25 protein-coding genes are annotated in these 26107 nt (G+C 68.6%); 10 read left to right on the forward strand and 15 right to left on the reverse strand.

Going from position 1 to position 26107, the window contains the following annotated elements; all coding sequences use genetic code 11:
• Together GH2_RS05580 and GH2_RS05585 are read right to left on the reverse strand one after the other, a co-directional pair.
• The gene (locus tag GH2_RS05580) at positions 1-2010 is read right to left on the reverse strand and encodes a YhgE/Pip domain-containing protein (RefSeq protein ID WP_066164107.1); all 2010 of its coding nucleotides are present in this window, start codon (positions 2008-2010) and stop codon (positions 1-3) included.
• Positions 2010-2744 carry a hypothetical protein gene (locus tag GH2_RS05585; protein ID WP_066164110.1) on the reverse strand — a complete coding sequence of 245 codons (735 nt, stop codon included), beginning with the start codon at positions 2742-2744 and terminating at the stop codon, positions 2010-2012. The genes GH2_RS05580 and GH2_RS05585 overlap by 1 nt, the downstream gene beginning before the upstream one ends.
• A gap of 206 nt (positions 2745-2950) precedes the next feature.
• Between GH2_RS05585 and GH2_RS05590 the strand changes: the two genes are divergently transcribed.
• Together GH2_RS05590 and GH2_RS05595 are read left to right on the forward strand one after the other, a co-directional pair.
• Positions 2951-3319 (forward strand): RidA family protein, encoded by a 369-nt coding sequence (locus GH2_RS05590; RefSeq protein WP_066164113.1) that lies wholly within the window; start codon positions 2951-2953, stop codon positions 3317-3319.
• A gap of 43 nt (positions 3320-3362) precedes the next feature.
• Positions 3363-3896 (forward strand): MarR family winged helix-turn-helix transcriptional regulator, encoded by a 534-nt coding sequence (locus GH2_RS05595; RefSeq protein ID WP_066164367.1) that lies wholly within the window; start codon positions 3363-3365, stop codon positions 3894-3896.
• A 72-nt stretch (positions 3897-3968) separates the two neighbouring features.
• Here GH2_RS05595 and GH2_RS05600 read toward each other — a convergent pair whose 3' ends face one another.
• The 13 genes from GH2_RS05600 to GH2_RS05660 all read right to left on the reverse strand — a co-directional run bounded on the left by GH2_RS05600 (position 3969) and on the right by GH2_RS05660 (position 17613).
• Positions 3969-5000, reverse strand: coding sequence for a Rieske 2Fe-2S domain-containing protein (locus tag GH2_RS05600; protein WP_066164116.1), 1032 nt, complete (start codon positions 4998-5000; stop codon positions 3969-3971).
• Positions 5000-5218: a recombinase-like helix-turn-helix domain-containing protein gene (locus GH2_RS05605; RefSeq protein ID WP_066164119.1), complete on the reverse strand. Its 219-nt coding sequence runs from the start codon at positions 5216-5218 to the stop codon at positions 5000-5002. Before GH2_RS05605 ends, GH2_RS05600 begins: the two co-directional genes overlap by 1 nt.
• An 11-nt stretch (positions 5219-5229) precedes the next feature.
• On the reverse strand, positions 5230-6213 hold the full coding sequence (locus GH2_RS05610; protein WP_066164121.1) for a PDR/VanB family oxidoreductase: 984 nt from the start codon (positions 6211-6213) through the stop codon (positions 5230-5232).
• 123 nt (positions 6214-6336) lie between these two features.
• Positions 6337-7974: a thiamine pyrophosphate-binding protein gene (locus GH2_RS05615; protein WP_066164123.1), complete on the reverse strand. Its 1638-nt coding sequence runs from the start codon at positions 7972-7974 to the stop codon at positions 6337-6339.
• Positions 7975-8034: 60 nt separating this feature from the next.
• Positions 8035-8820, reverse strand: a complete 786-nt coding sequence (locus tag GH2_RS05620) for an SDR family oxidoreductase (RefSeq protein WP_066164126.1) — start codon at positions 8818-8820, stop codon at positions 8035-8037.
• A 62-nt stretch (positions 8821-8882) separates the two neighbouring features.
• Positions 8883-9632, reverse strand: a complete 750-nt coding sequence (locus GH2_RS05625; RefSeq protein ID WP_066164131.1) for a 3-oxoacyl-ACP reductase family protein — start codon at positions 9630-9632, stop codon at positions 8883-8885.
• Positions 9633-9637: 5 nt separating this feature from the next.
• Complete coding sequence (locus tag GH2_RS05630; protein ID WP_066164134.1) at positions 9638-10138, reverse strand: cupin domain-containing protein; 501 nt, start codon at positions 10136-10138, stop codon at positions 9638-9640.
• A 42-nt stretch (positions 10139-10180) separates the two neighbouring features.
• The gene (locus GH2_RS05635; RefSeq protein ID WP_066164137.1) at positions 10181-10975 is read right to left on the reverse strand and encodes an alpha/beta fold hydrolase; all 795 of its coding nucleotides are present in this window, start codon (positions 10973-10975) and stop codon (positions 10181-10183) included.
• Positions 10972-11907: a VOC family protein gene (locus GH2_RS05640; protein ID WP_066164140.1), complete on the reverse strand. Its 936-nt coding sequence runs from the start codon at positions 11905-11907 to the stop codon at positions 10972-10974. Before GH2_RS05640 ends, GH2_RS05635 begins: the two co-directional genes overlap by 4 nt.
• A 100-nt stretch (positions 11908-12007) precedes the next feature.
• Complete coding sequence (locus tag GH2_RS05645) at positions 12008-13519, reverse strand: aldehyde dehydrogenase (RefSeq protein WP_066164143.1); 1512 nt, start codon at positions 13517-13519, stop codon at positions 12008-12010.
• Positions 13516-14895, reverse strand: a complete 1380-nt coding sequence (locus tag GH2_RS05650) for an MFS transporter (protein ID WP_066164146.1) — start codon at positions 14893-14895, stop codon at positions 13516-13518. Before GH2_RS05650 ends, GH2_RS05645 begins: the two co-directional genes overlap by 4 nt.
• A gap of 321 nt (positions 14896-15216) precedes the next feature.
• Positions 15217-16434: a CoA transferase gene (locus GH2_RS05655; protein WP_066164148.1), complete on the reverse strand. Its 1218-nt coding sequence runs from the start codon at positions 16432-16434 to the stop codon at positions 15217-15219.
• Positions 16435-16464: 30 nt separating this feature from the next.
• Entirely contained in the window at positions 16465-17613 is a 1149-nt protein-coding gene (locus GH2_RS05660; RefSeq protein ID WP_066164151.1) for an acyl-CoA dehydrogenase family protein, read from the reverse strand.
• Positions 17614-17779: 166 nt separating this feature from the next.
• Here GH2_RS05660 and GH2_RS05665 point away from each other — a divergent pair, with 166 nt between their 5' ends.
• Genes GH2_RS05665 through GH2_RS05700 form a run of 8 tightly spaced genes read left to right on the forward strand, consistent with a single transcriptional unit; the run spans position 17780 to position 26102 of the window.
• On the forward strand, positions 17780-18955 hold the full coding sequence (locus tag GH2_RS05665; RefSeq protein WP_066164154.1) for an acyl-CoA dehydrogenase family protein: 1176 nt from the start codon (positions 17780-17782) through the stop codon (positions 18953-18955).
• Positions 18952-19794 (forward strand): HpcH/HpaI aldolase/citrate lyase family protein, encoded by an 843-nt coding sequence (locus GH2_RS05670; protein WP_066164156.1) that lies wholly within the window; start codon positions 18952-18954, stop codon positions 19792-19794. Before GH2_RS05665 ends, GH2_RS05670 begins: the two co-directional genes overlap by 4 nt.
• A 47-nt stretch (positions 19795-19841) precedes the next feature.
• The gene (gene fabG, locus GH2_RS05675) at positions 19842-20585 is read left to right on the forward strand and encodes a 3-oxoacyl-ACP reductase FabG (RefSeq protein ID WP_066164159.1); all 744 of its coding nucleotides are present in this window, start codon (positions 19842-19844) and stop codon (positions 20583-20585) included.
• Positions 20582-21448, forward strand: coding sequence for an HTD2 family dehydratase (locus GH2_RS05680; protein ID WP_066164161.1), 867 nt, complete (start codon positions 20582-20584; stop codon positions 21446-21448). Before fabG ends, GH2_RS05680 begins: the two co-directional genes overlap by 4 nt.
• Positions 21445-22806, forward strand: a complete 1362-nt coding sequence (locus tag GH2_RS05685) for an MFS transporter (RefSeq protein ID WP_066164163.1) — start codon at positions 21445-21447, stop codon at positions 22804-22806. The genes GH2_RS05680 and GH2_RS05685 overlap by 4 nt, the downstream gene beginning before the upstream one ends.
• Positions 22807-22862: 56 nt before the next feature.
• The gene (locus GH2_RS05690; protein WP_066164166.1) at positions 22863-23495 is read left to right on the forward strand and encodes a TetR/AcrR family transcriptional regulator; all 633 of its coding nucleotides are present in this window, start codon (positions 22863-22865) and stop codon (positions 23493-23495) included.
• A 52-nt stretch (positions 23496-23547) separates the two neighbouring features.
• Complete coding sequence (locus GH2_RS05695; RefSeq protein WP_066164169.1) at positions 23548-24468, forward strand: ABC transporter ATP-binding protein; 921 nt, start codon at positions 23548-23550, stop codon at positions 24466-24468.
• A complete protein-coding gene (locus tag GH2_RS05700; RefSeq protein ID WP_066164172.1) occupies positions 24465-26102 on the forward strand; it encodes an ABC transporter permease in 1638 nt (545 codons plus the stop codon). Before GH2_RS05695 ends, GH2_RS05700 begins: the two co-directional genes overlap by 4 nt.
• Positions 26103-26107 lie beyond the last annotated feature (5 nt).

The raw sequence follows: 26107 nt of genomic DNA on the forward strand, positions 1-26107 counted from the left end.
TCAGACTTCGATCGGCGGGTAGAGCTGAACCATCGTGTACTGCCGGTTCCGTCTGGCCGCCCAGGTGCTGATCGCGAGGCAGACCGCGGAGATCCCGCCGAGGACGGCGACGGCGATCCACAGGCGCGAGTCGATGCCTCCGCTGATCAGCTGGCGCAGTCCGGTCACCGCGTAACTCATCGGATCGTACGGATGGAACCACTGCGCCGGTTTCGCCGTCGTCTCCACCGGATAGATGCCACCGGAGGCGACGATCTGGACCATCAGGAAGGCCAGCGACACCACTCTGCCGACGGCCACCCCCAAGACCGCGTTGAACATCTGTATCAACGCCAGGAAGGTTCCGGAGACCAGCAGCATGAACGCGAGCATGCCGATGGGGTGCACGGCGTCGAGGCCGACAGCGAAGTGCGCGACGGCGAACATCACGACCACCTGCGCCGTCGCGATGAGGATGGCGGGCCAGTACGACGACAGCACCGATCGGATCCCGCCGAGCCCGGCGATCACCGGACGCGACTGCAGCGGCTTCAACATCATCCAGATGATGATCGCGCCGATGAACATCGCGAGCGGCAGGAAGAACGGAGCGAATCCCGCGCCGAAGGTCGGCGCCCTGTTGTGCGTGAAGGAGCTGAGCTCCACCGGCTGCGACAGGTTGGTCGCCGTCTTCTCCCGCTGCTCGTCACTGCCGAAGTTCGGCAGCTGCTTGACGCCGTCGGCCAGGCCGACGGCGAGCTCGTCCGCTCCCGCCGAGAGCTTCGGCGTCCCGTCGGCCAGCTCGCCCGCACCGGTGGCCAGCTGCTCGCTGCCGTCGGTCAACTGGACCAGCCCGTCGTGCAGTTTGGCCGCACCGGCCTGAAGCTGATTCGCACCGCTCTGCAGCTCCCCGACCTTGCCCGCGAGCTGTCCGTTCTCGAGCATGAGCAGGGTGGAGCGCAGCGGCGAGTTCTTGTCGCCGAGTTGGGCGGACAGATTGTCGGACTGCTGCGCCAGCCGGTTGACCTTGGCCGTCGTCGAGGGGTTCACGCCCTGCGTCTTCAAGAAGTCCTGAACCGGCGCAAGCGCATTCGCCAGCGCACGCATGTTCGGGTCGGAGCTGCGTCGCAGCCCCGCGACCACCTGCGCCACCGATTGCTCCGCCTGCGACTGTCCGGCTCCCGCAGCGCTGATGACGCCGAGCACGTCGGACAGATCGGACGACAGCGCCGCGGCGTCGTTCGCGTACTGAGACGGCTTGATCCCCGAGGACTGCACCTGGCTCAAGAGGCTGGTCAACGGTGCGGTGGCCGAGTTGATGCCGTTGGCGAGCTGTGTGGTTCCGTCGGCGAGTTCGGCCGACCCCTCACGCGCCGTGATCATGTTGGTCGCCAGCTCCTTCGAGCCTGCGGCCAGTTTCTGAGCGCCGGCATCGGCCTGGGTGAGTCCGTCGGCGAGCTGCTCCGAACCGGTGGCCGCCTTCTTCAACCCGTCACCGGCGGTCGTGAGGCCCACCAGAACCTGGTCGACGGCCTGGCCGCCGATCTTGTCGTTGAGCGCCTGCGTGACCTGGGCTGCGGCGTTCTGCCCGATGATGCCTGCGAGGTAGTTGTTCGCATCGTTGTAGGTGAACTGGATCTTGGCCTTGTGCGGTTGCGCGGTCAGCGCCGACGCGATCGACGACGAGAAGTCCTCGGGGATCGAGATCGTGAAGTAGTACTTGCCGCTCGCGAGCCCGTCGGCCGCCTGCTGCGCACTGACGGCGTGCAGGTCGAGCTCTCCCGAGCTGAGCAGCTGGTCGCGCACCTGCTCGCCCGCGTTGAGGGTGGTTCCGTTCGCCTCCACCGGCTCGTCCTGGTTGACGAGCGCGACGGGGACCTTCGCCACCTCGTCGAACGGATTCCAGAACACCCACAGGTACATGGCGCCGTAGAGCAGCGGCATCAGGATGATGGTGAGGATCGCGATGCGCGGCATCGTCCCCTTGGAAAAGCGTTTCAGCTCAGTGCCGAGCGACATTCCCGCCAGCATCAGTTCTCCCCCTGCACATCTGTGCGGACAATGGTTTCGGTGGCCTCTCCGGCAGGCAGCATCGACGGCACGTCGATGAATGCGCGGTAGCCGAGGGCCGGGTCGACGGGATTGACCGTCGTGGTGACGACCGTCTGGTGCTGCCCGAGCGCGACCAGTCGGGAGACCACGATCCGGTGGTTCTCGTCGCTGGTCACCTGATCGACGTTGCCGACGACGAGCAGCGGTAACGCCTTCGTGTTGGCGAGCGCCACCCGCAGCAGCAGGCCGTCGAGCTCCGAGAGCTCTTCGACGTAACTACTGAGTGCGGGCAGCGGCAGCTCGCCGAACACCGGTCGGCAGATCCGCTCCAGGTCGGCCTGGCTCGCTTTCCCGATCAGCCGATACCAGGGGGCGTCCCACCGGATCTTCTCGGTCAGCAGGTCCACGACCCGCACGGAGGCGTAGACGTCGTCGAGCGCCGCCATGCCCGCGAGGGTCGAGACGGCGAAGACGTCTTTGGCGCGGGTGCGGCCGAAGACGTCGAGAGTTCCGGCGTTGGGCTTCATCCGTCCGGCGAGGGTCATCTGCAACGCGGTCCGCCCGGCACCGGCCTCGGCGCGCAGGATGGTCAGTCCACCGGCCGGGATGTCCAGATCCAGCGGACCGTACACCTGGCCCCACGGGCCCTTCTGCGAGATTCCACGTGCGACGACAGCCATGGATTCGCGTGCTGTGTCGAGGAGATCGGTCATGATTCAGCAGCGTAGTCGGCTCATCGCCCGATCCCGAGTTCATCCGCGCGACAGTCTGCGAACACACGTTATCAGATTTACAGTGGTTCACGTCACCGCATTCCATTCGGAACGGAGCAGAGCCTGCGAGGTGACGCTCCAGACCTTGCATTCATTTCCTTTACCACTAAGATATTTAGTGAGTATTCTTCTACCGGAGGTCATCCATGACGACGAGCGTCTCGCCCCAGCACCCGTACAGCCCGGCCTTCCGCGCCGGCGACACCGTCTACGTCTCGGGCGCCCTGTCCGTCGATGCCGACTACCAGCCGGTCGCCGGTCGGGATCAGGCGCTCGACGCCGCCGTCGTCCGGATGACCGAGCGATTGGAGACGGTCGGAGCCGGCCTGGGCGACGTGGTTAAACTGACCTATTACGTGACTGACCTCTCACTGCGCGAGGAAGCGAACCGACAGTTCGAGCGACTCTTCGCGGTCCCTCGTCCGGCACGGACATTTCTCGAAGTGAGCAACCTGCCGTACGGCGCCACCGTGGAGATCGATGCGATCGCCCACGTCGGACAGGGCGAGCACTAGTCATTCACCGATGCGCAACGGTTCGCTCGAAGGAGGCAGCAGCATGACAACGCGCGACGAGCAGGACGCCGTCGACGACATCGTCGGGCAGTGGGGTCACGAACGTCCCGACATGGACGTCTCGGCGCTCCAGGTGTTCGGCCGCCTCCACCGCGCCTACCTGCTGTACCAGACGTCGCTGTCGAGCCTGTTCTCCGACTACGACCTCAACATGGCCTCGTTCGACGTCCTCGCCTCGCTGCGTCGCAACGGCGCGCCGTACCGGATGACCTCGGGCGAACTCGCCAAGACGATGCTGGTCACCACGGGCGGCGTCACCCTGCGCGTGGACCGACTGGAGAAGGCGGGTCTGGTGGAACGCAAACGCGATCCGGACGACCGCCGGATCGTGTACGTGTGCCTGACCACCACCGGACTCAGCTTGATCGACCAGACCGCGAGCGCGCATTTCGCCAACGAACTGCGGCTCCTGCAGGGTTTGGACGAGGCCGATCAGCGCGCACTCTCGACACTGCTGCAGAAGCTCGAGACGTCGATCATCGACGCCGAAGCGGAGGGCGAAGCGCACAGCGCCTGATCGCCTGCCTCACCATCCGACCGCGACCGCGCCCCGTCCTTTCGGACGGGGCGCGGTCGTCGTCGGGGCAGATCAGGCGTCGGCCAGCAGCTTGGCCTGCTCCTCGGCCTGCGCGCGGTACATGCGCCGGAGGCGGATCACCCCGAGGTCGTGCTGGTAGAGGTTCTCGGCCTGGTCCGCGTCGGGCGCCATGCCCTCCAGCATCGCGCGGTCCTGCTGCAGCACCGCCCAATGCCGCTCCTCGAGGGTGGTGCGATACAGGAAGCGCCAGACGTCGCGCTCCCAGCCGACCACGCGGCGATACCGCCAGAAGAAGATCGCGGTAGTGCCCGCGTCGATCGGCGTCGCCATGCCGACGATGCCGAACGGTCCGCCGGGGCCGGCCGTGGCCGGGTACGGAATCTCCAGGTCGACCCAGTCCACGCCGCTGCGGCAGAACTCCACCCAGTCGAAGTTCATGCCACGCTGATCGGTCTTCTCGAAGAAGAAGCCGCGGTCGGTCTCGCGGATCCGGAACCGCGCGGACTGCGCACCGCCGAACATCGAGTGCGACTCGTGGTGCAGGAAGGCGCCGTGCATGGGGTCGAGCAGATTCTCGACCGCGAATCGCCAGGGCGCTTCCCACTCGGTGTAGCAGAGGAACTCCGAGATGCCTTCGTCGGCAAGCGGATCGGGCACCTCGAGCGGCGTGGGTTCGGTCTCCGGATCGATGCCGAACCAGGCGATGATCGCGCCGCCGATCTCCTGCACCGGCAGCGCGCGCACCAACTTCTTGCCCTCGAGGTTGCAGCCCGGCATTCCGGGAACGGAGAGCACAGTGCCGTCGCCGTCGACCTGAACGCCGTGGTACTTGCACGCGATCCGGTCGCCGAGGTGCATGCCGTGCGACAGCGGCGCACCGCGGTGCGGGCAGCGGTCGGCGAGCATGCGGACGGTGCCGTCGGACTGTCGGTACAGAACCCAGTCCTCACCGAGCCGACGCAGCTTGCGGATGGCGCCGCGCTCCACCCAGGTCGACGGGCAGACGGCATGCCACTGGTCGCGCAGGCCGGTCGCGAAGATCTCGTCGGCCGAGAGCGCTCCCCGGCTGTAGAAGCGTGCCATTATCGGTTCCCCAATCGTGCGATTTCGGTGGTGAAGGAGTCGGCCGTCCAGACCTGCCCGTCGGGCGCGAAGACACCCGCGGCGTTGAGGCCTTCGACGAGGCCTTCCAGGCTGTGCTCACCCTCGCCGAACACCCCCTCGATCGCGACCGCGAGCTGATGCTCGTAGGGAGTGGGATCGCCGGTCCGCGTTTGGATCGGCACCATGTACAGACTCATCGATTCTTCTCCTAGAGGTCCAGTACGAGTTGGGCTGTGGTTGCTCGCGAAACGCAGATCATCATCGTTTCGCCGGATTCCTGCTCCGCGGAGGAGAGGACGTAGTCGCGGTGATCGGGCGTGCCACACAGGACACGGGTCTCACAGCTGCCGCACATGCCTTCGCGGCAGGAGTTCGGCACGTCGACGCCTGCGTTCTCCAGCGCGTCGATGATCGGGATGTCGGGGCCCACTTCGACGGTGACGCTGGACCTCTCGCACCGAACGCTGATCGGCGAGTCCGCTGGCTCCGCCTCGTTCTCGGCACGGGCCTTCGGCTTGAACCGTTCCAAGCGGACGGCGTCGGAGTCCCAGTCGCAGCAGGTGCCTTCGACGGCGCTGAGCAGGCCTTCGGGTCCGCAGGTGTAGACCAGCGTGTCCGGGCGCGGCGCACCGAGCAGCGCTTTCAGGTCGATCACGCCTTCGGCGTCTTCGCTGACGACGCGGACCCGCTCACCGTAGGCGGCGAGATCGGGCAGGAACGCCATGGTGTCTCGGCTGCGTCCGCCGTAGTGCAGTTCCCACTGCGCTCCGGCGTTCTCGGCCGCCAAGATCATCGGCAGCATCGGCGTGATGCCGATACCGCCGGCGACGAAGACGTACTCGGCCGCCTCCAGCAGCTCGAAGTTGTTGCGCGGCAGGCTCACCGCGACCAGGTGGCCCGGCCGGAGAGTCTCGTGCACATACTTGGAGCCGCCGCGGGTCGACGGGTCACGCAGCACCGCGATCCGGTACGACGTCCGGTCGGCCGGATCGCCGCACAGCGAGTACTGCCGGACGATCCCCTTGCCGAGGTGGATGTCGATGTGCGCACCCGGCTGCCAGGTCGGCAACGTGGCTCCGTTCTGCTCCTCGAGGCGGACGGCGATCACGCCGTCGGCCTCCCAACGCATCTCCCGGACCACCAGTTCGTAGGTCCCGGTTTCGAGGTTCTGCGGTCCTGCTTCGAGGCTCATCGCTGACACCCTCCCAGCCGTACTTATTTGCTTTAGTGGTTAATAGCTTAGCACTTAATTGTTATTGGTGTCACATGTTTTCTCGGATGTCGCCCACGACATCCGTCTGCGGTACCCGTGGCTCTACGGCACGGTGACCGGCGGAGTGAACGGCTTGGGCATGGGACCGAACGACGCGAGATCGACCTCGACCAGCACCGGAGCCTGCTGCGCGACGGCGTCACGGAGCACGGACTCGGCGTCGTCGACCGTGCCGATACGCCGGTAGTCGATCCCGACGGCGCCGGCGAGCTGCGCGAAGTCGGGCGTTGCGAGATCGACCGCGTACGTGGGGCCGGTCGCCGCCTGCATATTGCGCAGCACGCCGTAGCCCGCATCGTTGAACACCAACAGGACCAACCACGGTCGCTCCTGCGCGACGGTGAGCAGCTCGCCCAGATGCACCGCCAGGCCGCCGTCTCCTGCGATGCCGAGGGTCGGCCGGGTCTCGTCGGCCAGCGCCGCGCCGATCGCCATCCCCAGCCCCTGCCCGATGCCGCCCCCATGCGGGAAGATGTTGGTCCGCGGATCGGAGAACGGCAGCAGGCGGTTGCCCCAGGCACTGGAGGCGATGGTGACATCGCGCGCCACCGGTGAGGAGCTCGGGAAGGCGGTGCGGACGGCATCGCACAGGAGGGCGTGGTCGCCCAGGCTCTCGCGCTGCGTGGCCCGCACAGCGTTCCGTGTCGCCGTCGCGCGCGCCGTCCACTCCGGGTCCACCAGGCCGTCGAAGGAGACGGTGTCGAGGAGCTCGGCGAGCACCGCGTCGACGTCGGCGACCACCGCGACGGTCGCCTGGAACACGCGCCCCGGCGCTGCGGGGTCGAGGTCCACCTGCACGTGCCGACCGGGGATCGGAAGGGAGTAGTCGCCGGTCTCGTTGCTGCGGAAGTGCGTGCCGAGCGAGATCAGCAGGTCGGCGTCGGCCAGGAGCTCGCGTCCGCCGGGGGTGGCTGCGTAGTTGCCGACGCAGAGGTCGTGCCCCTCGTCGACGGCGCCGCGACCCGAGTTGCTGGTGAGCAGCGGAACACCCCACTGCTCGATCAACGACGTCAACTGTTTGCCCGCGCGAGTTGCGCCGCCGCCCGCCCAGATCACCGGGCGTCGGGCCGCGGCGATCTCCGCCCGAACGGCGTCCATGTCGGCGGTCGACGGCCGCGGCAGCTCGACGGCGGCGGGGACCCGTCCGACGGTGCGCTCCTGCGCCGCGTACTGCAGATCGATGGGCCACTCGATCGAGACCGGACCGCCGCGCGGGGTGAGGGCGCGGCGGACGCCGTCGCGCAGGATCTCGCCGGCCGACACGGCGTCGGTGATGGTGGCGGCGTGGGCGGAGATCGCGGCCAGCATGCCCAGCTGGTCCTTGGTCTCGTGGATGAAGCCGCGGCCCGACCCGAGGTACTGCGACTGCACCTGTCCGGTGATGTGCAGAACCGAGGTGTCGGCGCTGAGCGATTCGATCAGCGAGCCCGCGGCATTGCCCGCACCGGTTCCGGTGCTGGTGAGCGCGCAGCCCAGCCCGCCCGAAGCGCGCGCATAGCCGTCGGCGGCGTTGACCGCACCGGCTTCGTGCCGCACCGGGACGAATCGCAGGTGCTTGGCGACGGCCTCGACCAGCGGGAGGTTGTGGACGCTGACGATGCCGAAGACGGTGTCGACTCCGGCTTCGCGTAGAACGTCGACGAGCAGGTCGCCGCCGTTGGCCTGGGGTTTCTGGTTCATGGGAATCTCCGCTGGTCAGGGCTGGTAGAGCTGGGGATGTGGGTGGGGTGAGTTCGTCGTTCAGACGTATCGCGAGACGCCGCCCGCCACCTCGACGGTGGTGCCGGTGACGTACGACGACCGCGGCGACAGAAGCATCGCCACCACCGCCGCGACCTCGTCGGCGCGGCCGAATCGGTCGAGGGCGACACCGCGGTCGGCGACGATGTCGTGCTCCCAGTCCGCGAACGGGCGAGCGTCGCCGGACTCTGCGTAGCGGCGCTGCCACTGCCCGGTGTCGATGAGGCCGAGCAGCACCGAGTTCACACGGATCCTCGGCGCGAGGTCGAACGACAGCGACTTGCTGAGATTCAGCAGCCCGGCGCGCGCCGCGGAGGTCGCGATCAGTCGCGTCTCCGGCTGCTTCGCGAGCACGGCATTGATGTTCACGATCGACGCCGCATCGGACGCGGCGAGGTGACCGCGCGCGGCGTCGACCGTGTTCAGGACGCCGGCGAACTTGAGATCGAGCTCGTCGTGCCAGTCGGCCAAGCTGGTCTCCCACAGCGGCGCCATCCGTGACCCGCCCGCATTGTTGACCAGCCCGTCGATGCCGCCGAAGCGGTCGACGGCGCCGGTGACGAGGGCGGCGACGTCGTCGCGGTTGCGGACGTCGGCGGAGACCGCGAGCACGCGGTCACCCGCATCGGGCGCGACGTCCGCGATCGCTGCGGTCAAGCGGTCGCCGTCCCGCGCGCACGTCGCGACGCAGGCGCCTTCGGCGAGGAGTTCGGCGACGGTCGCCAGCCCGACGCCCGAGCTGCCGCCGGTGACGACGTAGGTGCGGTCGGAGAGGAGGAGATCCATGGTGGTGCTCTCTGGTGAACGAGGTGCGGATGGACAGCGGTGCGGGTGGACGGCGGTGTGGCTCAGTGAAAGACGAAGCCGCCGTCGATGACGAGCTGCTGCCCCGTGATGTACGAGGCCTCGTCGCCGAGGAGGAACGCGACCGCACCCACCAGATCGGCGGGCTGCTGCGGCCGGTCGAGCGCCCGATTCCGGCGGTACAGTTCGTGCCGATGCTCGGGGACCTTCTCAGCGGACTCCGATTCGGTGAGCCCCGGCGACACCGTGTTGACGGTGATGCCGTACTCGCCGAGGTCGCGCGCCATCCCGCGGGTCAACGCCGAGACGCCGCCCTTCGACGAGATGTAGTGACACAGTTTCGCTGAGCCGTAGAGCGCCGCGTCGGACCCGATGGTCACGATCCGTCCGGCCCGCTGCCCGATGAGGTGCGGTGCGACGGCGCGGCTGACCAGGAAGGTGCCGCGGAGGTTGACGTCCAGAACGCGATCCCACTCCTCGACGGTCAGCTCGTGGATCGCCCGCCCGCCGACGCCGTCGGCCAGGGCCGCATTGTTGATCAGGCCGTAGATCGGGCCGTCGGCGGTCACCGTCGCCACCATGGCGTCGACGGATTCGGCGGACCGCACGTCCAGCGGGGCGAACCGCGCGTCGATCCCGTCCGCGACGAGGCTCTCGACCGCCGCCTGCCCCCAGTCCGCGCGGATGTCGGTGATCCACACACGGGCGCCGTCGCGGCCGACGCGGCGCGCGATCGCCAAGCCGAGCCCGCGTCCGCTGCCGGTGATGACGATGGTCTTTCCGTGGAACGGCATGGCGGTCAGTCTCGTGTGATGCCGTGCATCACCGAGGTCTCCGGGTAGGTCGGGACCTGCGGCTTCTGCGCGCCGATGATGACGCAGAACAGGGCGGGCTGGGCGGTGACGTTCTTGAGGCTGCGCGGCACCCCCGCCGGGACGACGATCATGTCGCGGTAGCCGAGGGTGCGCTTCGCGATCTCGGCGCCGCGGTGGACGGCCACCTCGATCTCGCCTTCCAGGACGAAGAACGCTTCTTCGGCGTCGAAGTGGGTGTGTTCGGGGCCCTCGGCGCCGGCCGGAAGCAGCATGTTCGAGAAGGTGAAGCCCTGCGACTTGATGGTGCGGGTGTCGGTCGAGTGGTCGCCGGTGGCACCCGATCCGACGTACCGGATCTGGGCGCGGGCGAACTGATCGCCCGCTTTGGTCTGGAAGCCGAGCGCGTCCCAGTCCTCGAAGCGGCTCTCGCGGGTGAGGATGATCGAGTCGGCGTAATCGGCGAGGTCGGCGGTCTGGTAGTCCATGGCGGAACTCCTTGTCTGTTCGTTTTCTTGTGGTTGGTCGGGTCAGTGGTTGCGGAGTCGTTCCGCGATCTGAATGAACGACTCGAGCCAGGCGTTGAAGGCCGCCGGCGAGTCCTGGTTGGCGAGATGCCCTGCGCCGCGGAGCATCACATACACGGCGCCGGGGATGCCGCCGGCGAGGAGCTGGGCGGCGTCGACGCCGGTGATCTCGTCGCGGTCGCCCGCCATCACCAGCGTCGTCAGCTCGATCGACGGCAGATCCGCGGTGTGATCGGTGGCCGCCATCGACTCGGCTGCACTGGTGTAGCCGGCCGGTCGGATCGTCGCGAGCATGGCGTCGGCGACGGCGGCGATGTGGCCGTCGTCCGCTCCCGCGCCCGCCAGTCTGGTGGCGCGCGCAGTCGTGAAAGCCGTCGGGTCGGCCGCCAGCTCGGCTGCTCGACTGCGCATGGCCGCCGCGCCCTCGTCGGTGGCTCCGGAGCCGACGGTCGAGCTGCCGAGCACCAGGCTGCGGACCAGGTCCGGGCGGCGCAGCGCGAGTCGGGTGGCGATCACGCCGCCCCACGACATGCCGAGGACGTGCGCGCCGACGTCGCCGCAGCACTCCTCGATCAGCGCGGCGACGCGGTCCGCGTAGTCGTCCATCGACAGCGGGGAGTCGACGTCGTCGGACGCGCCGTAGCCGGGGGCGTCCCACGCGATCAGCCGCATGCGGCCGCCGAGTTCGGCGTACTGCGGGTCGAAGGTCGCGGCGCTTCCGCCGATGCCGTGCAGCATCACCAGCGTCGGGCCGTCCCCCTCGTCGCGGACGTGCAGTCCGGTGAGCAGTGCGTTCATCGGGCGACTCCCATCAGTTCCGGGTGGCGGTCGAAGGCGCCGGGGTCGGGCACACCGGCCATGTGCGATCGGACGTCTGCCGACGGCGGCCCCGCGGTCCCCCAGGTGTCCGAGAGTTCGGGCACCCGCCGCCACACGCGGCACAACCAGCGGTCCTCGTCGATCTGCGCGACGCCGGACGTGTACTCGCACACCAGACCTGCTGGATCGGCGAAGTACGAGAAGGTGTTGTCGCCCGGGCCGTGTCGCCCCGGCCCCCACAGTGGCAGGATCCGGTTGTGCCGGAGGCGGCCGATGCCGCGCATGAACTGATTGATCGTCGGCATCTCGTAGGCGACGTGGTTCAACGACGCCCACTCGGCCTGATTGAACGCGATGCTGTGATGGTCGGAGTTGCAGCGCAGGAAGGCCATCTGGTGCTCGGACCAGTCCGAGACACGCATGCCGAGCACGTCGCAGTAGAACTGCACGGACGCGTCGATGTCGACGGTGTTGAGGACCACGTGGGTGACGCCTACCGGCACCGGGTCCTCCCGGCGGAGCATCGGCACCGCCAGTGCGTCGGCGAGGAGCGAGACGACGCGGCCCTCGTGGTCGACGAAGCTGACGCCGTATCCGGCCGAGATCTCTCCGGTGGGACCGGGCCCCGCGACGATCGGGATGTTCCGTGCCTCGAGGCGACGGGCGGCCTCGTCGACGTCGGACGGCGTGGCGACGGCGAAGGTGATGCGCCCCAGCCCGTTCCGATCGGCGTCGGTGAGCTGCAGGACGTGATGCTCCTCCCCCGTGCCGCGCAGCCAGGCCTGTCCGTCACCGTGTTCGACGGCCTGCAGCCCCCAGACGTTGGTGTAGAAGTCGACGGAGTCGGCGCACGCGGTGGTGCGAAGTTCTACGGAGCGAAGCCGTCGGAGGCTCGCGATCGGCTGGTTCATCGGGGCTCCTCCTTTATCTTTGTCATTGCTATCTTAGCGCTAAACTATTTGATGCGTACAGTGCTTCCGAGAAGATTCTTCACGGTCGTCGTGGCTGCGGTCAGCCTGCGGTGTCAACCCTCGGCGTCCGCGGCGCCCAGGGGTGAGGCGTGTCGGACATGCCGAGGTAGACGCCTTTGGCGCGGGAGTACGCCGCGATCCCCTCGCGCCCCTTCTCGGTGTCCAGACCACTCTCCTTGATGCCGCCGAACGGCGTGGAGATGGAGAACGCCTTATAGGTGTTGATCCAGACCGTGCCCGCCTGAATCCGGTCGGCGAGCCGCAATGCGCGCCGGTAGTCCCGCGTCCAGATGCCCGACGCCAGACCGAAGACGCTGTCGTTGGCCTGCGCCACGAGATCGTCCTCGTCGCGGAAGGGCAGCGCGAGCAGCACCGGACCGAAGATCTCCTCCTGACAGACACGCGCCGAGTTGGCGAGTCCGTCGATGATCGTCGGCAGGTAGTACGCACCGTCGGCCAGGCGCGGGTCGTCGGGCACACCCCCGCCGCAGCGGACGGTGCCGCCTTCGGCACGAGCGAGGTCGACGTACGCGGCGACGCTGTCGCGGTGCTTCGGGTGCACCAGCGGCCCCACGTGCGTGGCGTCGTCGAATCCGTTGCCCACCACCAGTTGTCGAGTGCGTTCCACCAGTCGATCGAGGAAGTCGTCGTAGAGGGACTCCGCGACGAACAGGCGCGATCCGGCGATGCAGCTCTGTCCCGACGACGAGAAGATGCCGTACATGACGCCCGCGATCGCCTGCTCCACATCCGCGTCGTCGAGCACCATGGTTGGCGACTTGCCGCCCAGTTCCAGGGAGACCGGCATCAGCTTCTCCGCCGCGAGGTGCGCGATCCCGCGTCCGGTGTCCGTGCCGCCGGTGAAGCTGACCTTTCCGATGCCCGGGTGCCGCACGATCGCGTCGCCGACCACCGATCCACGACCGGGCAGCACCGACAGCAGACCTGCGGGCAGGCCCGAGTCGACGATCAGTCGGGCCAGTGCAAGGGACACCAGCGGCGTCCATTCGGCGGGTTTGAGAACGACGGCGTTGCCTGCCGCCAGGGCGGGCGCGATCTTCTGCGCGTCGCTCGCGATCGGCGAGTTCCAAGGGGCGATGGCGCCGATGACACCGATGGGCTCTTGCTTCACCCAGGTGAGGTACTCGCCGCGGGAGGTCGTCTTGGCTTCGTCCGAGGTCTCCAGGACGGCGGCGAAGTAGCGGAAGGTGCCGACCGCGCTGGCCACCAACGCCCGCGTCTCACGGAGAGCTTTGCCGGTGTTGAAGCTCTGCAGAGTGGCCAGCGAGTCCGCGGCGGCTTCGACGGCGTCGGCGATCGCGTGCAGGTACCTCGCCCGCTGGTGCGGGAGCAGATCGCGCCAGCCCGGGTCGGCGGCGGCTTCGGCTCCCCGTGCGACGGCCTCGTCGACGTCGTCGGCGCAGGACTGGGAGATCTCCTGGAGCACGGCGCCGGTCGCGGGGTCGAGGACCCGAGTCTTCGGACCGTCGGCCTGTCGCCATTTGCCTCCGACGAGCATCTCGTCGGGTACGGGAACGAATACTGCGCTCATGCCGAGATCTCCTCGAGCGTGCGCTCCTTGGTCTCGGTGGCGAACAGTGCGACGACGATCGCACCGATCCCCGCGACCACGGCGAAGGTGATGAAGACCCAGCTCAGGGTGCCGTTGGTCAGAATCCAGCCGACCGAGAGCGGTCCGACGATGATGCCGAGACGGCCGGCCGCGCCGCCGAAGGAGGCGCCCATGGCGCGCATCCGGGTCGGGTACAACTCAGCGGTGTAGACGTACAGCGCCATGTTCACCGAGAACACCAGGAGTGCTGCGGCGGCCGACCAGCCGAGAACCGCAAGGGCGCTGTTGGTGCCGAATGTGGCCAGGAGGAGCAGAACGGCGGTGCAGAGCGCCATGGCGCCGGCGATGCAGATGCGTCGACCGAGGTTGTCGATGAGGAAGGCCACCATGATGCAGCCGATCAGACCCGCCAGCGTGGTGAAGATGCTGTAGTGCAGAGCACTCCCGACGCTGAGGTCGAAGTGGTTGCGGTACAGGGTCGGCAGCCACGACGCGATGCCGTAGTTGACGAAGTACGCGCACAGCCAGATGGTCGCGAGCATCACGGTGCGTCGCAGATAGACGCCTTCGAAGAGTTCTCGCACCCGGGTCTGCGGCAGTTCGACGGCGTCGGCGTTCGTCGGTCGCGGGGTCGGGAGCGGCTGCCCGGAGCGCTGAACTACCTGGTTCTCGATGCGCGACATCGAGGTCTCCGCATCATCGAGGCGGCCGCGGGCGGCGAGCCAGCGCGGCGACTCCGGGAGGCGGTGCAGCAGCGGAACCAGCAGGATCGGGATGGCACCCAGGATGAACAGCACCTCGTAGCCCCAGCGCGGAACCACCCAGGAGGAGACGATGGCCGAGGCGACGAGGCCGATCGGGAAGATGGTCTCGTAGAGGAGGACGAAGCGTCCGCGCTTGTGCGTGCGGGCGATCTCGCCGATGTACGCGGCCGCCACCGGGACTTCTGCGCCGAGGCCGATGCCCTGCACCACGCGCAGGCTCATGAACACCTCGAGCGAGTCGGTGAACGCCATGATCAGGCTGGTGATCGCGTAGACGACCAGGGCCAACTGAATCACGTTGAGTCGGCCGATGCGGTCGGCGAGCCAGCCGCCGCCGAGCGCGCCGATCAGCATGCCGATGCCGCCGACGGCGATGACCCAGCCGGTGAGCGCGGAGTTTCCGAGGACGCCCCACGGCCCGGGGAGGTCGGGAAGCGAGTACGCGATCATCAGTTGGTCGAAGCCGTCGAAGAAGGTCACCGCTCCGACGATGACGCGCGCTTTGATGTGCCAACTGCTCATCGGCAGTCGTTCCATCCGCGCATTGATCGCATCAGCCGAGGGGCTGAGCGTCTGCTGGGTTGTGTTCATCAAGTGTCCTTCGAATCAAGTCACGATCGGGGTTTCCCATCGCGGCAGCGAGCGTGTTGGCTGAATATCTCGCCGCTTGATTGTTTAGACCTTAACTGTTTGGTGGGTCACATGTCGAGCGCTTTGTGTTGCAGGTTTCGTTTGGCCTGTTCAGAGGACATTTCGAGGGGCCGCACCACTTCTCGTCGGGCCGCACCGCTTTCGGTTCCCGCACTTGGTCGCGACCGAGTGCGGGAACGAGAAGTGGTGCGACTCGAGGCGAAGTGGTGCGTCACTGCGAGCTTGGTGGCGGCTGCCCTCGGGTTGGTTTGAGGGTGTGGATCAGCCCACCACTCCATCCGCGCGCAGCGCCGCGATCTCATCGCCGCCGAGCCCCAGCACCTCCGACAGCACGCGGTCGGTGTCGCTGCCGAGTTCGACGGCGGGAGAGGTCCCCGAGTACGACGACTCCCAGCGTGTGGGGGCGTGCGCGGAGATCACCGCGCCGATGCCGGGCTGGTCGAGGGAGGTCAGGACGGGACGACCACTCGGATCGGCGACGAAGTCCGACGCGACGTCGGCCGTGGTGCGGTATGGCCCCCACAGCACGCCGGCCGCGGTTAACTCGTCGGCGACCTGCGCCGACGTCCGCTGCGCGAACCACGGCTTCAGCACCGCCTCGATGACATCGCGGTGCGCGTAACGGCCTTCGTCGGTCTGCAGATCGGCGCCGAGCGAGGCCTCCAGCGCGACGAACACGTCGACGGTTCCGGTGGCGGCGCCCACCGCCGCCCACTGCCGCGGCGTCAGCACCACGACCATCACCCGACCGCCGTCGGCGGCTGCGAAGTCGACGCCGAAGGCGCCGTACATGTGATTGCCGTGGCGGGCGCGCGGACCGCGTTCGGCGGCTTCGGAGTACCAGCCGAGGTTGGCGACGGCGGCCTGCGCCACATCGCTGAGCGCGATCTGCACATGCGAGCCCTGACCTGTGCGATCACGTCGACGCAGCGCGGCAAGCACCGAGGTCACCACCTCCTGCCCGCACAGCAGGTCCCACGCGGGCAGCACGTGGTTGACCGGTCGATCGGTGTCGGCCGGACCGGTCATCGAGGCGACGCCCGCGTCGCCGTGCACGGTGTAGTCGACGGCCGCCGACCCGTCGGCACGACCCTCCACCCGCACCGCGATCACGTCGGCGCGCCGGGCGGTGAGCGCCTCGTACGAGAACCAGCGTCGACCCACCGCATTGTCGACGACGATGCCCGCGTCGGGGCCGGGCGCGGTCGCCAGGGCCAGCAGCAGGTCGCGGCCGCGCTCGGACCGCAGGTCCAGCGACACCGATTTCTTGCCACGGTTCAGCGACGTCCAGTAGAGGCTGGCGCCCGTCGCCTCCGACAGCGGCCATCGCCGGTAGTCGGCGTTGCCGCCGATCGGGTCGACGCGGATCACCTCCGCGCCGAGCTGGGCCAGCGCCATGCCCGAGCTGGGCCCGGCGACGAAGCTGGCGAACTCCACCACGCGGATGCCTGCGAGGGGTCGGGATACGGGGTCGGTCATCGGTGGCCTCCGAGGCTCGGGGTGGTCCGGTCAGATCTTGTTGCGGGCGATGTGCTGTGCGGCGATCACGTTGCGCTGGATCTCGTTGGTGCCCTCACCGACGATCATCAGCGGCGCATCGCGGAAGTAGCGCTCCACGTCGTACTCCTTGGAGTACCCGTATCCGCCGTGCACGCGGAGGGAGTCCAGCGCCAGTTGCATCGCGGTCTCGGACGCGAACAGTTTGGCCATGCCCGCCTCCAGGTCGGCGCGCTCGCCGCGGTCGAGCTTCTGCGCCGCATCGAGGGTCAGGAGTCGCGCGGCCTGCTGCTTGGTCGCCATGTCGGCGATCAGGTTTCCGACGCTCTGATGCTTCCAGATCGGCTTGCCGAAGGATTCGCGTTCCTGCGCGTATCGAGTCGCAGCCTCCAGCGACGCCTGGCCGACGCCGAGTGCCCGCGACGCCACCTGTACACGCCCCACCTCCAGTCCCCGCATCATGTGCGCCCAGCCGCGATTCGGCTCCCCGCCGAGCACCGCGTCGGCCGGGACGTGCATGCCGTCGAACACCAACTCGCACGCTTCGACTCCGCGGTATCCCAGTTTCGGGAGCTTCTTGGAGACGGTGAAGCCCTCGCCCGGCTCCACCAGCAGCACGCTCATGCCCTGGTGCGCGGGCGCCGCGCTGCGGTCGGTGACGCACAGCAGTCCGAAGAGGCCCGAGTGCGACGCGTTCGAGATCCAGGTCTTGGACCCGGTGATGACGAAGCCCCCGTCGACGGGATCGGCATGGGTGCGCATCGCCTGCAGGTCGCTGCCTCCGCTGGGTTCGGTGAGCGCCATCGTCGCGCGGATGCTGCCGTCGGCCATGGCGGGGAGGTAGGTGGCCTGCTGCTGCTCCGTTCCGAAGGTCTTGATCAGGTAGGTGATCACCGAGTGGCCGCCGATCGCGCCGGCCAGGCTCATCCAACCGCGTGCCAGCTCCTCGCAGACGCGGGCGAAGCACTCCATGCTGACGTCCACGCCGCCGTGGTCGGCGGGGGCGAGCAGGCCGAAGAAGCCGAGTTCCTTCATCTGCTCGATGAACTCCTCGGGATACACGTCGTCCTCTTCGAACTCCCGCACCCGCGGCGCCACACGCTGGTCGATGAAGTCGCGCACCAGGGCGACCATCTGCTCCTCGTCTCGGGTCAAAGACATGAGAGTGCACCTTTCGTCGTCGACGCCGGGGTGGGTCGCGCCACGGATACGCCGTCACGTTCACCCAGGCTCTGTCGTCTTGCCGAGTGTGGATCCGCTCAGCTACAGTCCATTTTCTAACAGGTTAGTAGATTTTGTTGGAAACGCACTACCCCGGAAGGTTCCCATGTCTCAGGTCAGCCGCGAAGACTTCACCCACATCCTCGACTCCGTCCGGGAATTCATCGCCACGCGCGTCATCCCGCGCGAACGCGAGATCGCCGACGCCGACGCCATTCCCGACGACCTCCGGCAGGCGTGCAAGGACATGGGTCTGTTCGGCTATGCGATCCCGCAGGAGTGGGGCGGCCTGGGGCTCGACCTCGCCCAGGACGTCGAACTCGCGATGGAACTCGGCTACACCACGCTGTCGCTGCGCTCGATGTTCGGCACCAACAACGGCATCGCCGGCCAGGTACTGGTGGGCTTCGGCACCGACGAGCAGAAGCAGACGTGGCTGGAACGCATCGCCTCGGGCGACGTCGTCGCCTCCTTCGCGCTCACCGAACCGGGTGCGGGGTCCAACCCCTCCGGCCTGCGAACCAAAGCCGTTCAGCAGGAGAACGGCGACTGGATCATCGACGGCTCCAAGTGCTTCATCACCAACGCGCCGACGGCGGACCTGTTCGTCACCTTCGCCCGCACCCGCCCGGCCGACGAGAACGGCGCGGGCATCGCGGTCTTCCTCGTCCCCGCCGACGCCGACGGCGTCTCCGTCGGTGAGCGCGACGAGAAGATGGGACAGCAGGGCTCGCTGACCGCCGACGTCCACTTCGACGGCGTCCGCGTCCCCGCGTCGGCCCTGGTCGGCGGTTCTGAAGACGTCGGCTACCGGGCAGCGATGACCTCGCTCGCCCGCGGCCGCGTCCACATCTCCGGTCTCGCGGTCGGGACCGCGCAGCGGGCGCTCGACGAGTCCCTGCGGCATGCCGCCGTCGCCACCCAGGGCGGAACACCGATCGGCGACTTCCAATTGGTGCAGGCCCACCTCGCCGACATGCAGACCGGCATCATGGCCGGCCGGGCGCTGGCCCGCGACGCCGCCGCCAAATGGGTGTCGGGCGAGGATCGTCGCCTGGCGCCGTCCGCGGCGAAGCTGTTCTGCACCGAGATGGTCGGCCAGGTCGCCGACAAGGCGGTTCAAGTCCACGGCGGGAGCGGGTACATGCGCGAGAGCACGGTGGAACGCATCTACCGCGACGTCCGTCTGCTACGCCTGTACGAAGGAACCAGCGAGATCCAGCGCCTCATCATCGGCGGCGGTCTCGTGAAGCAAGCGAAGAAGGACGCCCAGAAACCATGACTTCCGAACCCACCTCGTCGACCGCCACCGACCTCGCCCGGACGGCCACCACCGTGCTGTTCGTCCCCGGCGACCGCCCCGAACGCTTCGAGAAGGCGGCCGCCGCCGGCGCCGACCTGGTGATCATCGACCTCGAGGACGCCGTTCCCCACGACCACAAGGTCGCCGCCCGCGGCAACGTCACCGAATGGGTCGCCACCGGCCACCACTGCGCGGTGCGGATCAACGCCGCCGACACCGGCCATTTCGCAGGCGACCTCGACGCCCTCACGGGCCTCGGCGCACCCATCATGCTGGCCAAAGCCGAATCGGCCGACGTGGTGCAGCAGGTCGCCGAGGTCTCCGGGTCCGGCGTCATCGCCTTGATCGAGACTGCGCGCGGCATCCTCGCCGCACCCGAGATCGCCGCGGTGCCCGGCGTCGTCCGGCTGGCCGTCGGCACGTTCGACCTCGCCGCCCAGCTCGGCGTCGACCCCACCGATCACGAAGCGCTGACCGCCAGTCGCGGCGCCCTGGTCCTGGCGTCGGCGGCGGCGGGTCTGGCCGGGCCGCTCGACGGAGTGACCGCGGCCGTCGACGACGCCGACCGGATCGCGGCCGACGCCGCCCACGCCCGGCGCCTCGGGTTCGCGGGCAAGCTCTGCATTCATCCGCGCCAGCTGGCGCCGACCATCGCGGCGTTCGCGCCCACCGACGACGAGGTGGCGTGGGCCCACCGGATCATGGAGGCCGTCGAAGCGGACGAAGAGACGGCCGACGGCGTCATCGTCGTCGCCGGCCAGATGGTCGACAAGCCGGTCATCGACCGCGCCGAGCGGATTCTGCAGCGAGCGACGTAGCCGCCCGCCGATTCATCTCACTACCTGACTGACACAAGGAGCACACCATGACCGGACTTCTCACCGGCAAGACCGCCGTCATCACCGGAGGCGCACAGGGCATCGGCTACGCCATCGCCGAGCGCTTCATCGCCGAAGGCGCGCGCGTCGTCCTCGGCGACATGAACGCCGAGCAGGTCGCCACGGCGGCGCAGAGCCTCGGCGGCGAGGCCGTCGCCCGCGGCGTCGCCTGCAACGTCACCTCGGCCGACGAGGTGCAAGCACTCATCGACGCCGCCGTCGCCGCGTTCGGCGCCGTCGACGTGATGGTGAACAACGCGGGCATCACCCGCGACGCGACCATGCGGAAGATGAGCGAAGAGCACTTCGATCAGGTGATCGACGTGCACCTGAAGGGCACCTGGCTGGGCACGCGCGCCGCGGCCGCGCATATGCGCGAGCGCGGGAGCGGCGCCATCGTCAACCTGTCGTCGATCTCCGGCAAGGTCGGCTTCGTCGGCCAGACCAACTACTCGGCCGCCAAGGCGGGCATCGTCGGGCTGTCGAAGGCCGCGGCCAAGGAGGTCGCGCACCTCGGGGTCCGGATCAACTGCATCCAGCCCGGGCTCATCCGAACGGCGATGACCGAGGCCATGCCCCAGCGGATCTGGGACGAGAAGATGTCGGAGATCCCGATGGGACGGGCCGGCGAGCCGAGCGAGATCGCCTCCGTCGCAACGTTCCTGGCGTCGGACCTCTCCTCGTACATGACCGGGACCGTTCTCGAGGTGACCGGCGGACGGTTGATGTGACCGACTGGCAGCCGCACACCGTCACCACGACGGAGGTCGTCGATCCCGGTCGGGTGCGCGCCGTCGCACGCCTCTTCGACGACGCCCTCCCCGCGCCCGCCGTCGGCGATCCACTGCCGCCGCTGTGGCATTGGGCGGCGTTGCCGGAGTGGGCGCCGTCGGGTGAGCTCGGACTCGACGGACACCCGCGCCGCGGCTCGTTCCTGCCGCCGATCGATCTGCCCCGCCGCATGTTCGCCGGCGGATCGGTGGAGTTTCCCGGCACCGTGCGCGTCGGTGACACGATCCACACCGAGTCGATCGTCGAATCGGTGACAGAGAAGCACGGTCGCAGTGGACAATTGACGGTCGTGGTGGTTTCGACGACGATCTTCGACGGTGACGGCTCGCCTGCCGTCGTCGAGAAGCAGAATCTGATCTATCGCGAGGCCGCCCCGCGCACCACGGCGTCGGCCGCCGAACCGGAACCGGCGGCCGAGTTCGTCCCGGTCGGGTCGCCGCTGGTCCCGGCAGGCACCGACCGGTGGGATTTCCGTACCGATCCCACGCTGCTGATGAGCTTCTCGGCCGCGACCGCCAACGCGCATCGCATCCACTACGACTGGCCGTACGCGACTCGCGTCGAAGGCTATCCCGGCCTCGTCGTGCACGGCCCGCTGATGACGATGTCACTGGCACAGACTCATCGGCTCCGCGCCGACGGCACACGGATCGCGTCGCTGACCCACCGCAATCTGAAGCCGCTGTTCTGCGGTGACGCAGCGCAGTTGGTCTTCACCGCGGTCGACGCCGGCGCGCGCGTGGAACTCGTCGGCGACGACGGCGCCGCACACACCGCCGTGGAGTTGACCTTCGACCAGTGACCGCCGCCCACCGGCTCACCCCGGCCCTCATCTATGCCGCACTGACCACCTCGGTCGTCAGTTCACTCGGCATGCTGCTGGTGCCGTCCATCTCTCGTGAGTTCGGTGTCGGTGTCGGCGCCGCGCAGTGGATGCTGACCATCAACCTGATGGTCGGCGCGGTCGCGACGCCCATCATGGGTCGCCTCAGCGACGGCCGCGGCACCCGGCGACTGCTGCTCGTCTCGTTGGGCGTGATCCTCGTCGGTTCGGTGGTCGCCGCGGCGGCCCCCACCTTCGGGGTCTTCCTGGCCGGGCGCGCGCTGCAGGGGCTGTCGTACGGGATCGTCCCGGTCACGATCGTCTTGGCTCGACGACACCTCGCGCGCGCCGAGATCGACCCGGCCATCTCCAGTCTGTCGGTGACGGTCGCGACCGGTCTCGGCATCGGCTATCCCCTGACCGGCGTCATCGCCAGCCAGGCCGATTTCCGCGCCGCCTTCTGGTTCGCAGCGGCCTTCGTCGCGACCGCGATCGCCGTCGTCTGGCTGCGGGTGCCGACCAACCTCGAGCCCCAGTCCACCCAGCGGTTCGACGTCGTCGGCGCCGCCCTCCTCAGCGTGGGTCTCGCGGCCCTGCTGACGGGTATCAGCCAGGGACCGTCGTGGGGTTGGGGGTCGGTGCCGACCGTCGCGACCGGGGTGGTCGCGGTGCTCGCCCTGCTCGTCTGGGGCGCCTACGAGCTGCGGAGCAGCCATCCCCTGATCAATCTGCACGTGGTTCGGCAGTCGTCCGACGTCCTCCTCGCCAACCTGACCGCCATCGGCCTGGGCGCCACCCTGTACATGAGTCTGTCGATCGCCAGCATCATCGCGCAGGCCGGCCGCGACACCGGATACGGGATCGCCCTACCGCTCTTCTGGGCCGGCTTCGTGATGCTCCCGCTGTCCGCGGGCAGCCTGGCGGGCAACCGATTCGTCCGCCGATTGAACCCGTCGTCGACCGCGACCATGCTCCCCGTCGGCTCCACCGTGATGGCCGCGTCGGCGGTGATGCTGTGGCTGACCAGCGACTCGCTGTGGGAGATTCTGCTCGCGATGGCGCTCTTCGGACTCGGCATGGGCGCGGCCTACGCCGCGATGCCGACTCTGATCACCCGCAACGTCGCCATCTCCGAGGTCGGCAGCGCGGTCAGCTTCAACCAGGTGCTCCGTACCGTCGGCGGCGCGGCAGGCAGCGCGATCGTCGGCGCGATCCTCGCCGCCCGGCCCGGCCCCGACGGCATCCACCTGGCTCTCGGCGTCGCCGCCGTGGGCGGTGCCGTCGTCTGCGTCGCGCTGCTGCTGAACATGATCAGGACCCGACCCCGCACTGGATAGACCCGCGAGCGCGCGAGACTCTCGACTTCTCGCGCCGCTCGATCCATACTGGTGACATGAGTCGTGAACACGTGTTTACGCACGTCGATCCGATCATCGAGGCTGCGGTCCATAGCTTCGGCCGCTTGGGTTTCGGTGCGCCACTGCGCGGGATCGCGGCCGATGCCGGAGTCAGCGCAGCGCTCATCATCAAGCGCTACGGCTCCAAGGACGCCCTGCACGCGGCCTGCGACGCGCACGTCCGCGAGTGGATCCGCGTGGTGAAGTCGCAGAACATCGACGCCGCAGCGCGTGGGCAGCTGTTGAGTGCCATCGTCGACAGCGACGAACTCCTGCCCATGTTCGCGTACATCATGCAATCGCTGCTGGCAGGCGGGGACGTCGGCCGCCAGTTCGTCGACGGCATGATCGTCGACGCCGAGCAGTACATGCACGACGCGGTGGAGAAGGGCCTGGTCAAACCCAGCCGAGATGAGCACGCCCGCGCCCGCTACCTCGTCACCAGTGCGCTCGGATCACTGCTGCTCACCACCCTGCTCGACGGCCAGACCGCCGACCTCGGCGCCGCCTTCCGGCAGATGCAGAGGGAGACGGCCGCACCGATGATCGAGCTCTACACGGAGGGCGTCTTCACCCGCGGCGACGTCCTGGACGACTACCTGCGGTACCTCGACGACCCGCCGGACTGACCCGAACTCCACTGATCCGACCACTACGCGAGAAGAATCGAGGACTGGTGCCATGACCATCATCGACATCCAGGGACTGGTCAAGAAGTTCGGCGGCTTCGCCGCCCTCGACCAGCTGAATCTGACCGTCGCCGCCGGCGAGGTCCGCGGTTTCCTCGGCCCCAACGGCGCGGGCAAGTCGACGGCCATCCGCGTCCTGCTCGGCCTGCTTCGCGCCGACGGCGGCCAGGTCCGCGTCTTCGACGGCGACCCGTGGCGCGACGCCGTCGCGCTCCACCGGCGACTGGCCTATGTGCCGGGAGACGTGACCCTCTGGCCCAATCTGACCGGCGGTGAATGCATCGACTACCTCTCGCGACTTCGTGGCGACGTCGACCCCGCCCGGCGGGCCGAACTGCTCGACCGCTTCGAGCTCGACCCCACCAAGAAGGCCCGGACGTACTCGAAGGGCAATCGGCAGAAGGTCGCGCTGGTCGCGGCACTCGCCTCCGACGCCGAACTGTTCATCTTCGACGAGCCGACCAGCGGGCTGGACCCGCTGATGGAGACGGTCTTCACCAGCTACGTGGGCGACCTGCGCGACCAGGGCAAGGCGGTGCTGCTGAGCAGCCACATCCTGTCCGAGGTGGAGAAGGTCTGCGACACCGTCACGATCATCCGCGCGGGCACAGACGTCGAGAGCGGCACGCTCGCGCAGTTGCGGCACCTCACGCGGTCACGCGTGCAGGCGGTGGTGCGCGCGACCGATGTGGACGCCATCCGCACGATGCCCGGGGTCCACGACGTCACGGTGCAGCCCACTCCGGCCGGGCTGCGACTCACGTTCAACGTCGACGACACCGCCGTCGGCCGGGTGCTCAAACCCCTGACCGAACACGACGTCCAGTCGCTGCAGGTGACACCCCCGTCGCTGGAGGACCTGTTCCTCCGTCACTACGGCGACGTCCCGGAACCGGTCGAGCAGGCATCATGAGCGCCGCGCTCGCCGTTGAACCGTGGGGCGGCGCCCTCGCAGGCACCGGGGTGATGGCACGGCACATCGTGCGTCGCGACCGTGTCCGCATGACGGTGTGGCTGGTGTCGATCCCCCTGTTCCTCGTCTACTTCATGTTCGCTCTCACCACGGTGTTCGACGCCGCGGCGCTGCAGGGCCGCGCCGCCGTGATGCGAACGCCCACCGGCATCATCATGGGTGGGCCCGGCTTCGGGCTCGACCACTACACCGGGCCGGTGGCGGTCGCCAACGAGGGAACCGTCTACGTCGTCCTCGCGCTCAGTCTGATGAGCATCTTCCATGTGGTGCGCCACACGCGCGCCGACGAGGAGAGCGGGCTCGCCGAACTGGTCCGCGCCAGCGTCGTCGGTCGGCATGCCACGGCGGTCGCGGCCCTGCTCACGCTGGCCGGTCATCTGCTGCTCATCGGTCTGGTCGCGGGACTGGCGATGTCGGCGGTATCTGCTCAGGCACCGCTCACCGATGCGCTCGCCATGACGCTCTCCTGCGCCGCCGTCGGTCTGGTCTTCGGCGCCGTCGCGCTGGTCGCGAGCCAGATCAGCGCGCACGGGCGGACCGCGATCGGCATCTCCTTGGGGCTGTTCGGAGCCGCGTTCGTGGTCCAGGCCGCAGGCAACGTGCAGCGACTCGGCGGGTCGCCGCTCTCGTGGGTCTCGCCGATCGCGTGGGCACAGCAGTCACGGGCGTTCGTCGACGTGCGCTGGTGGCCGCTGCTGCTGTCCGCGGTCGCGACCGTGATCGCGCTGGTCGTGGCCGCCCAGCTCTCGTCGCACCGCGATTTCGGCGCGGGTCTGATTCACGCGCGACCGGGGCGAGCCGCAGCGGTACCGGGGCTGCGTTCGCCGCTGGCGCTGGCGTGGCGGCAGCAGCGCGGCGCGCTGTGGTGGAGCACCGCCGGATTGGTGTTGATGTGGTTCGGCACGGGCACGCTGATGAGCACGATCGACGACATGGTCGGCGACCTGGTCCACGACAACCCCGCCTTCGGCGAGCTGTTCGGGAGCGATCCGGCGATGTTCGCATCGGCGTTCATCGGCACCATGACGCTCTTCCTGGCCCTGTGCGCGGCGGCCTATGCGCTCGCGATGACACAGCGAGCGCGCGGCGAGGAGACCTCTGGGCGCCTGGACGTGGTGCTGGCGACGCCGGTCTCCCGCATCCGGTGGCTGGGATCGCAGATCGCGGTGGCGGCAGCGGGGACGGTCGTGCTGCTGCTGACCTCCCTGCTCGCGCTCTGGCTGGGCGCGACGGCGGTCGGCGTCACCGATCCCGGCGTCGGCGTCTACCTCGGCGAGCTGATCTCGTACCTCCCCGCCGTGCTGATCTTCCTCGGCCTCGCGGTGGCGCTGTACGGCTGGGCTCCGAGGGCGATCAAAGCCGCGTGGATTCTCCTCGCGTTCGCCTTCGTCGTCGGGATGTTCGGTCCGCTGTTGAACCTGCCGCGATGGGTCCAGGGCATCTCACCGCTGTACTGGACGCCCGCCGACGTCGGCGCCGTCGCCTGGCTCACCGTCGTGCTGCTCACCGCGGTCGCCGCCATGCTCGTCGGCGTCGGATGCGTCGGGATGCGCACGCGTGACATCAGCACCTGACGTCG

It is taken from the genome of Gordonia hydrophobica NBRC 16057 (assembly GCF_001592365.1).
In the GTDB taxonomy this organism is placed as follows: Bacteria; Actinomycetota; Actinomycetes; order Mycobacteriales; family Mycobacteriaceae; genus Gordonia; species Gordonia hydrophobica.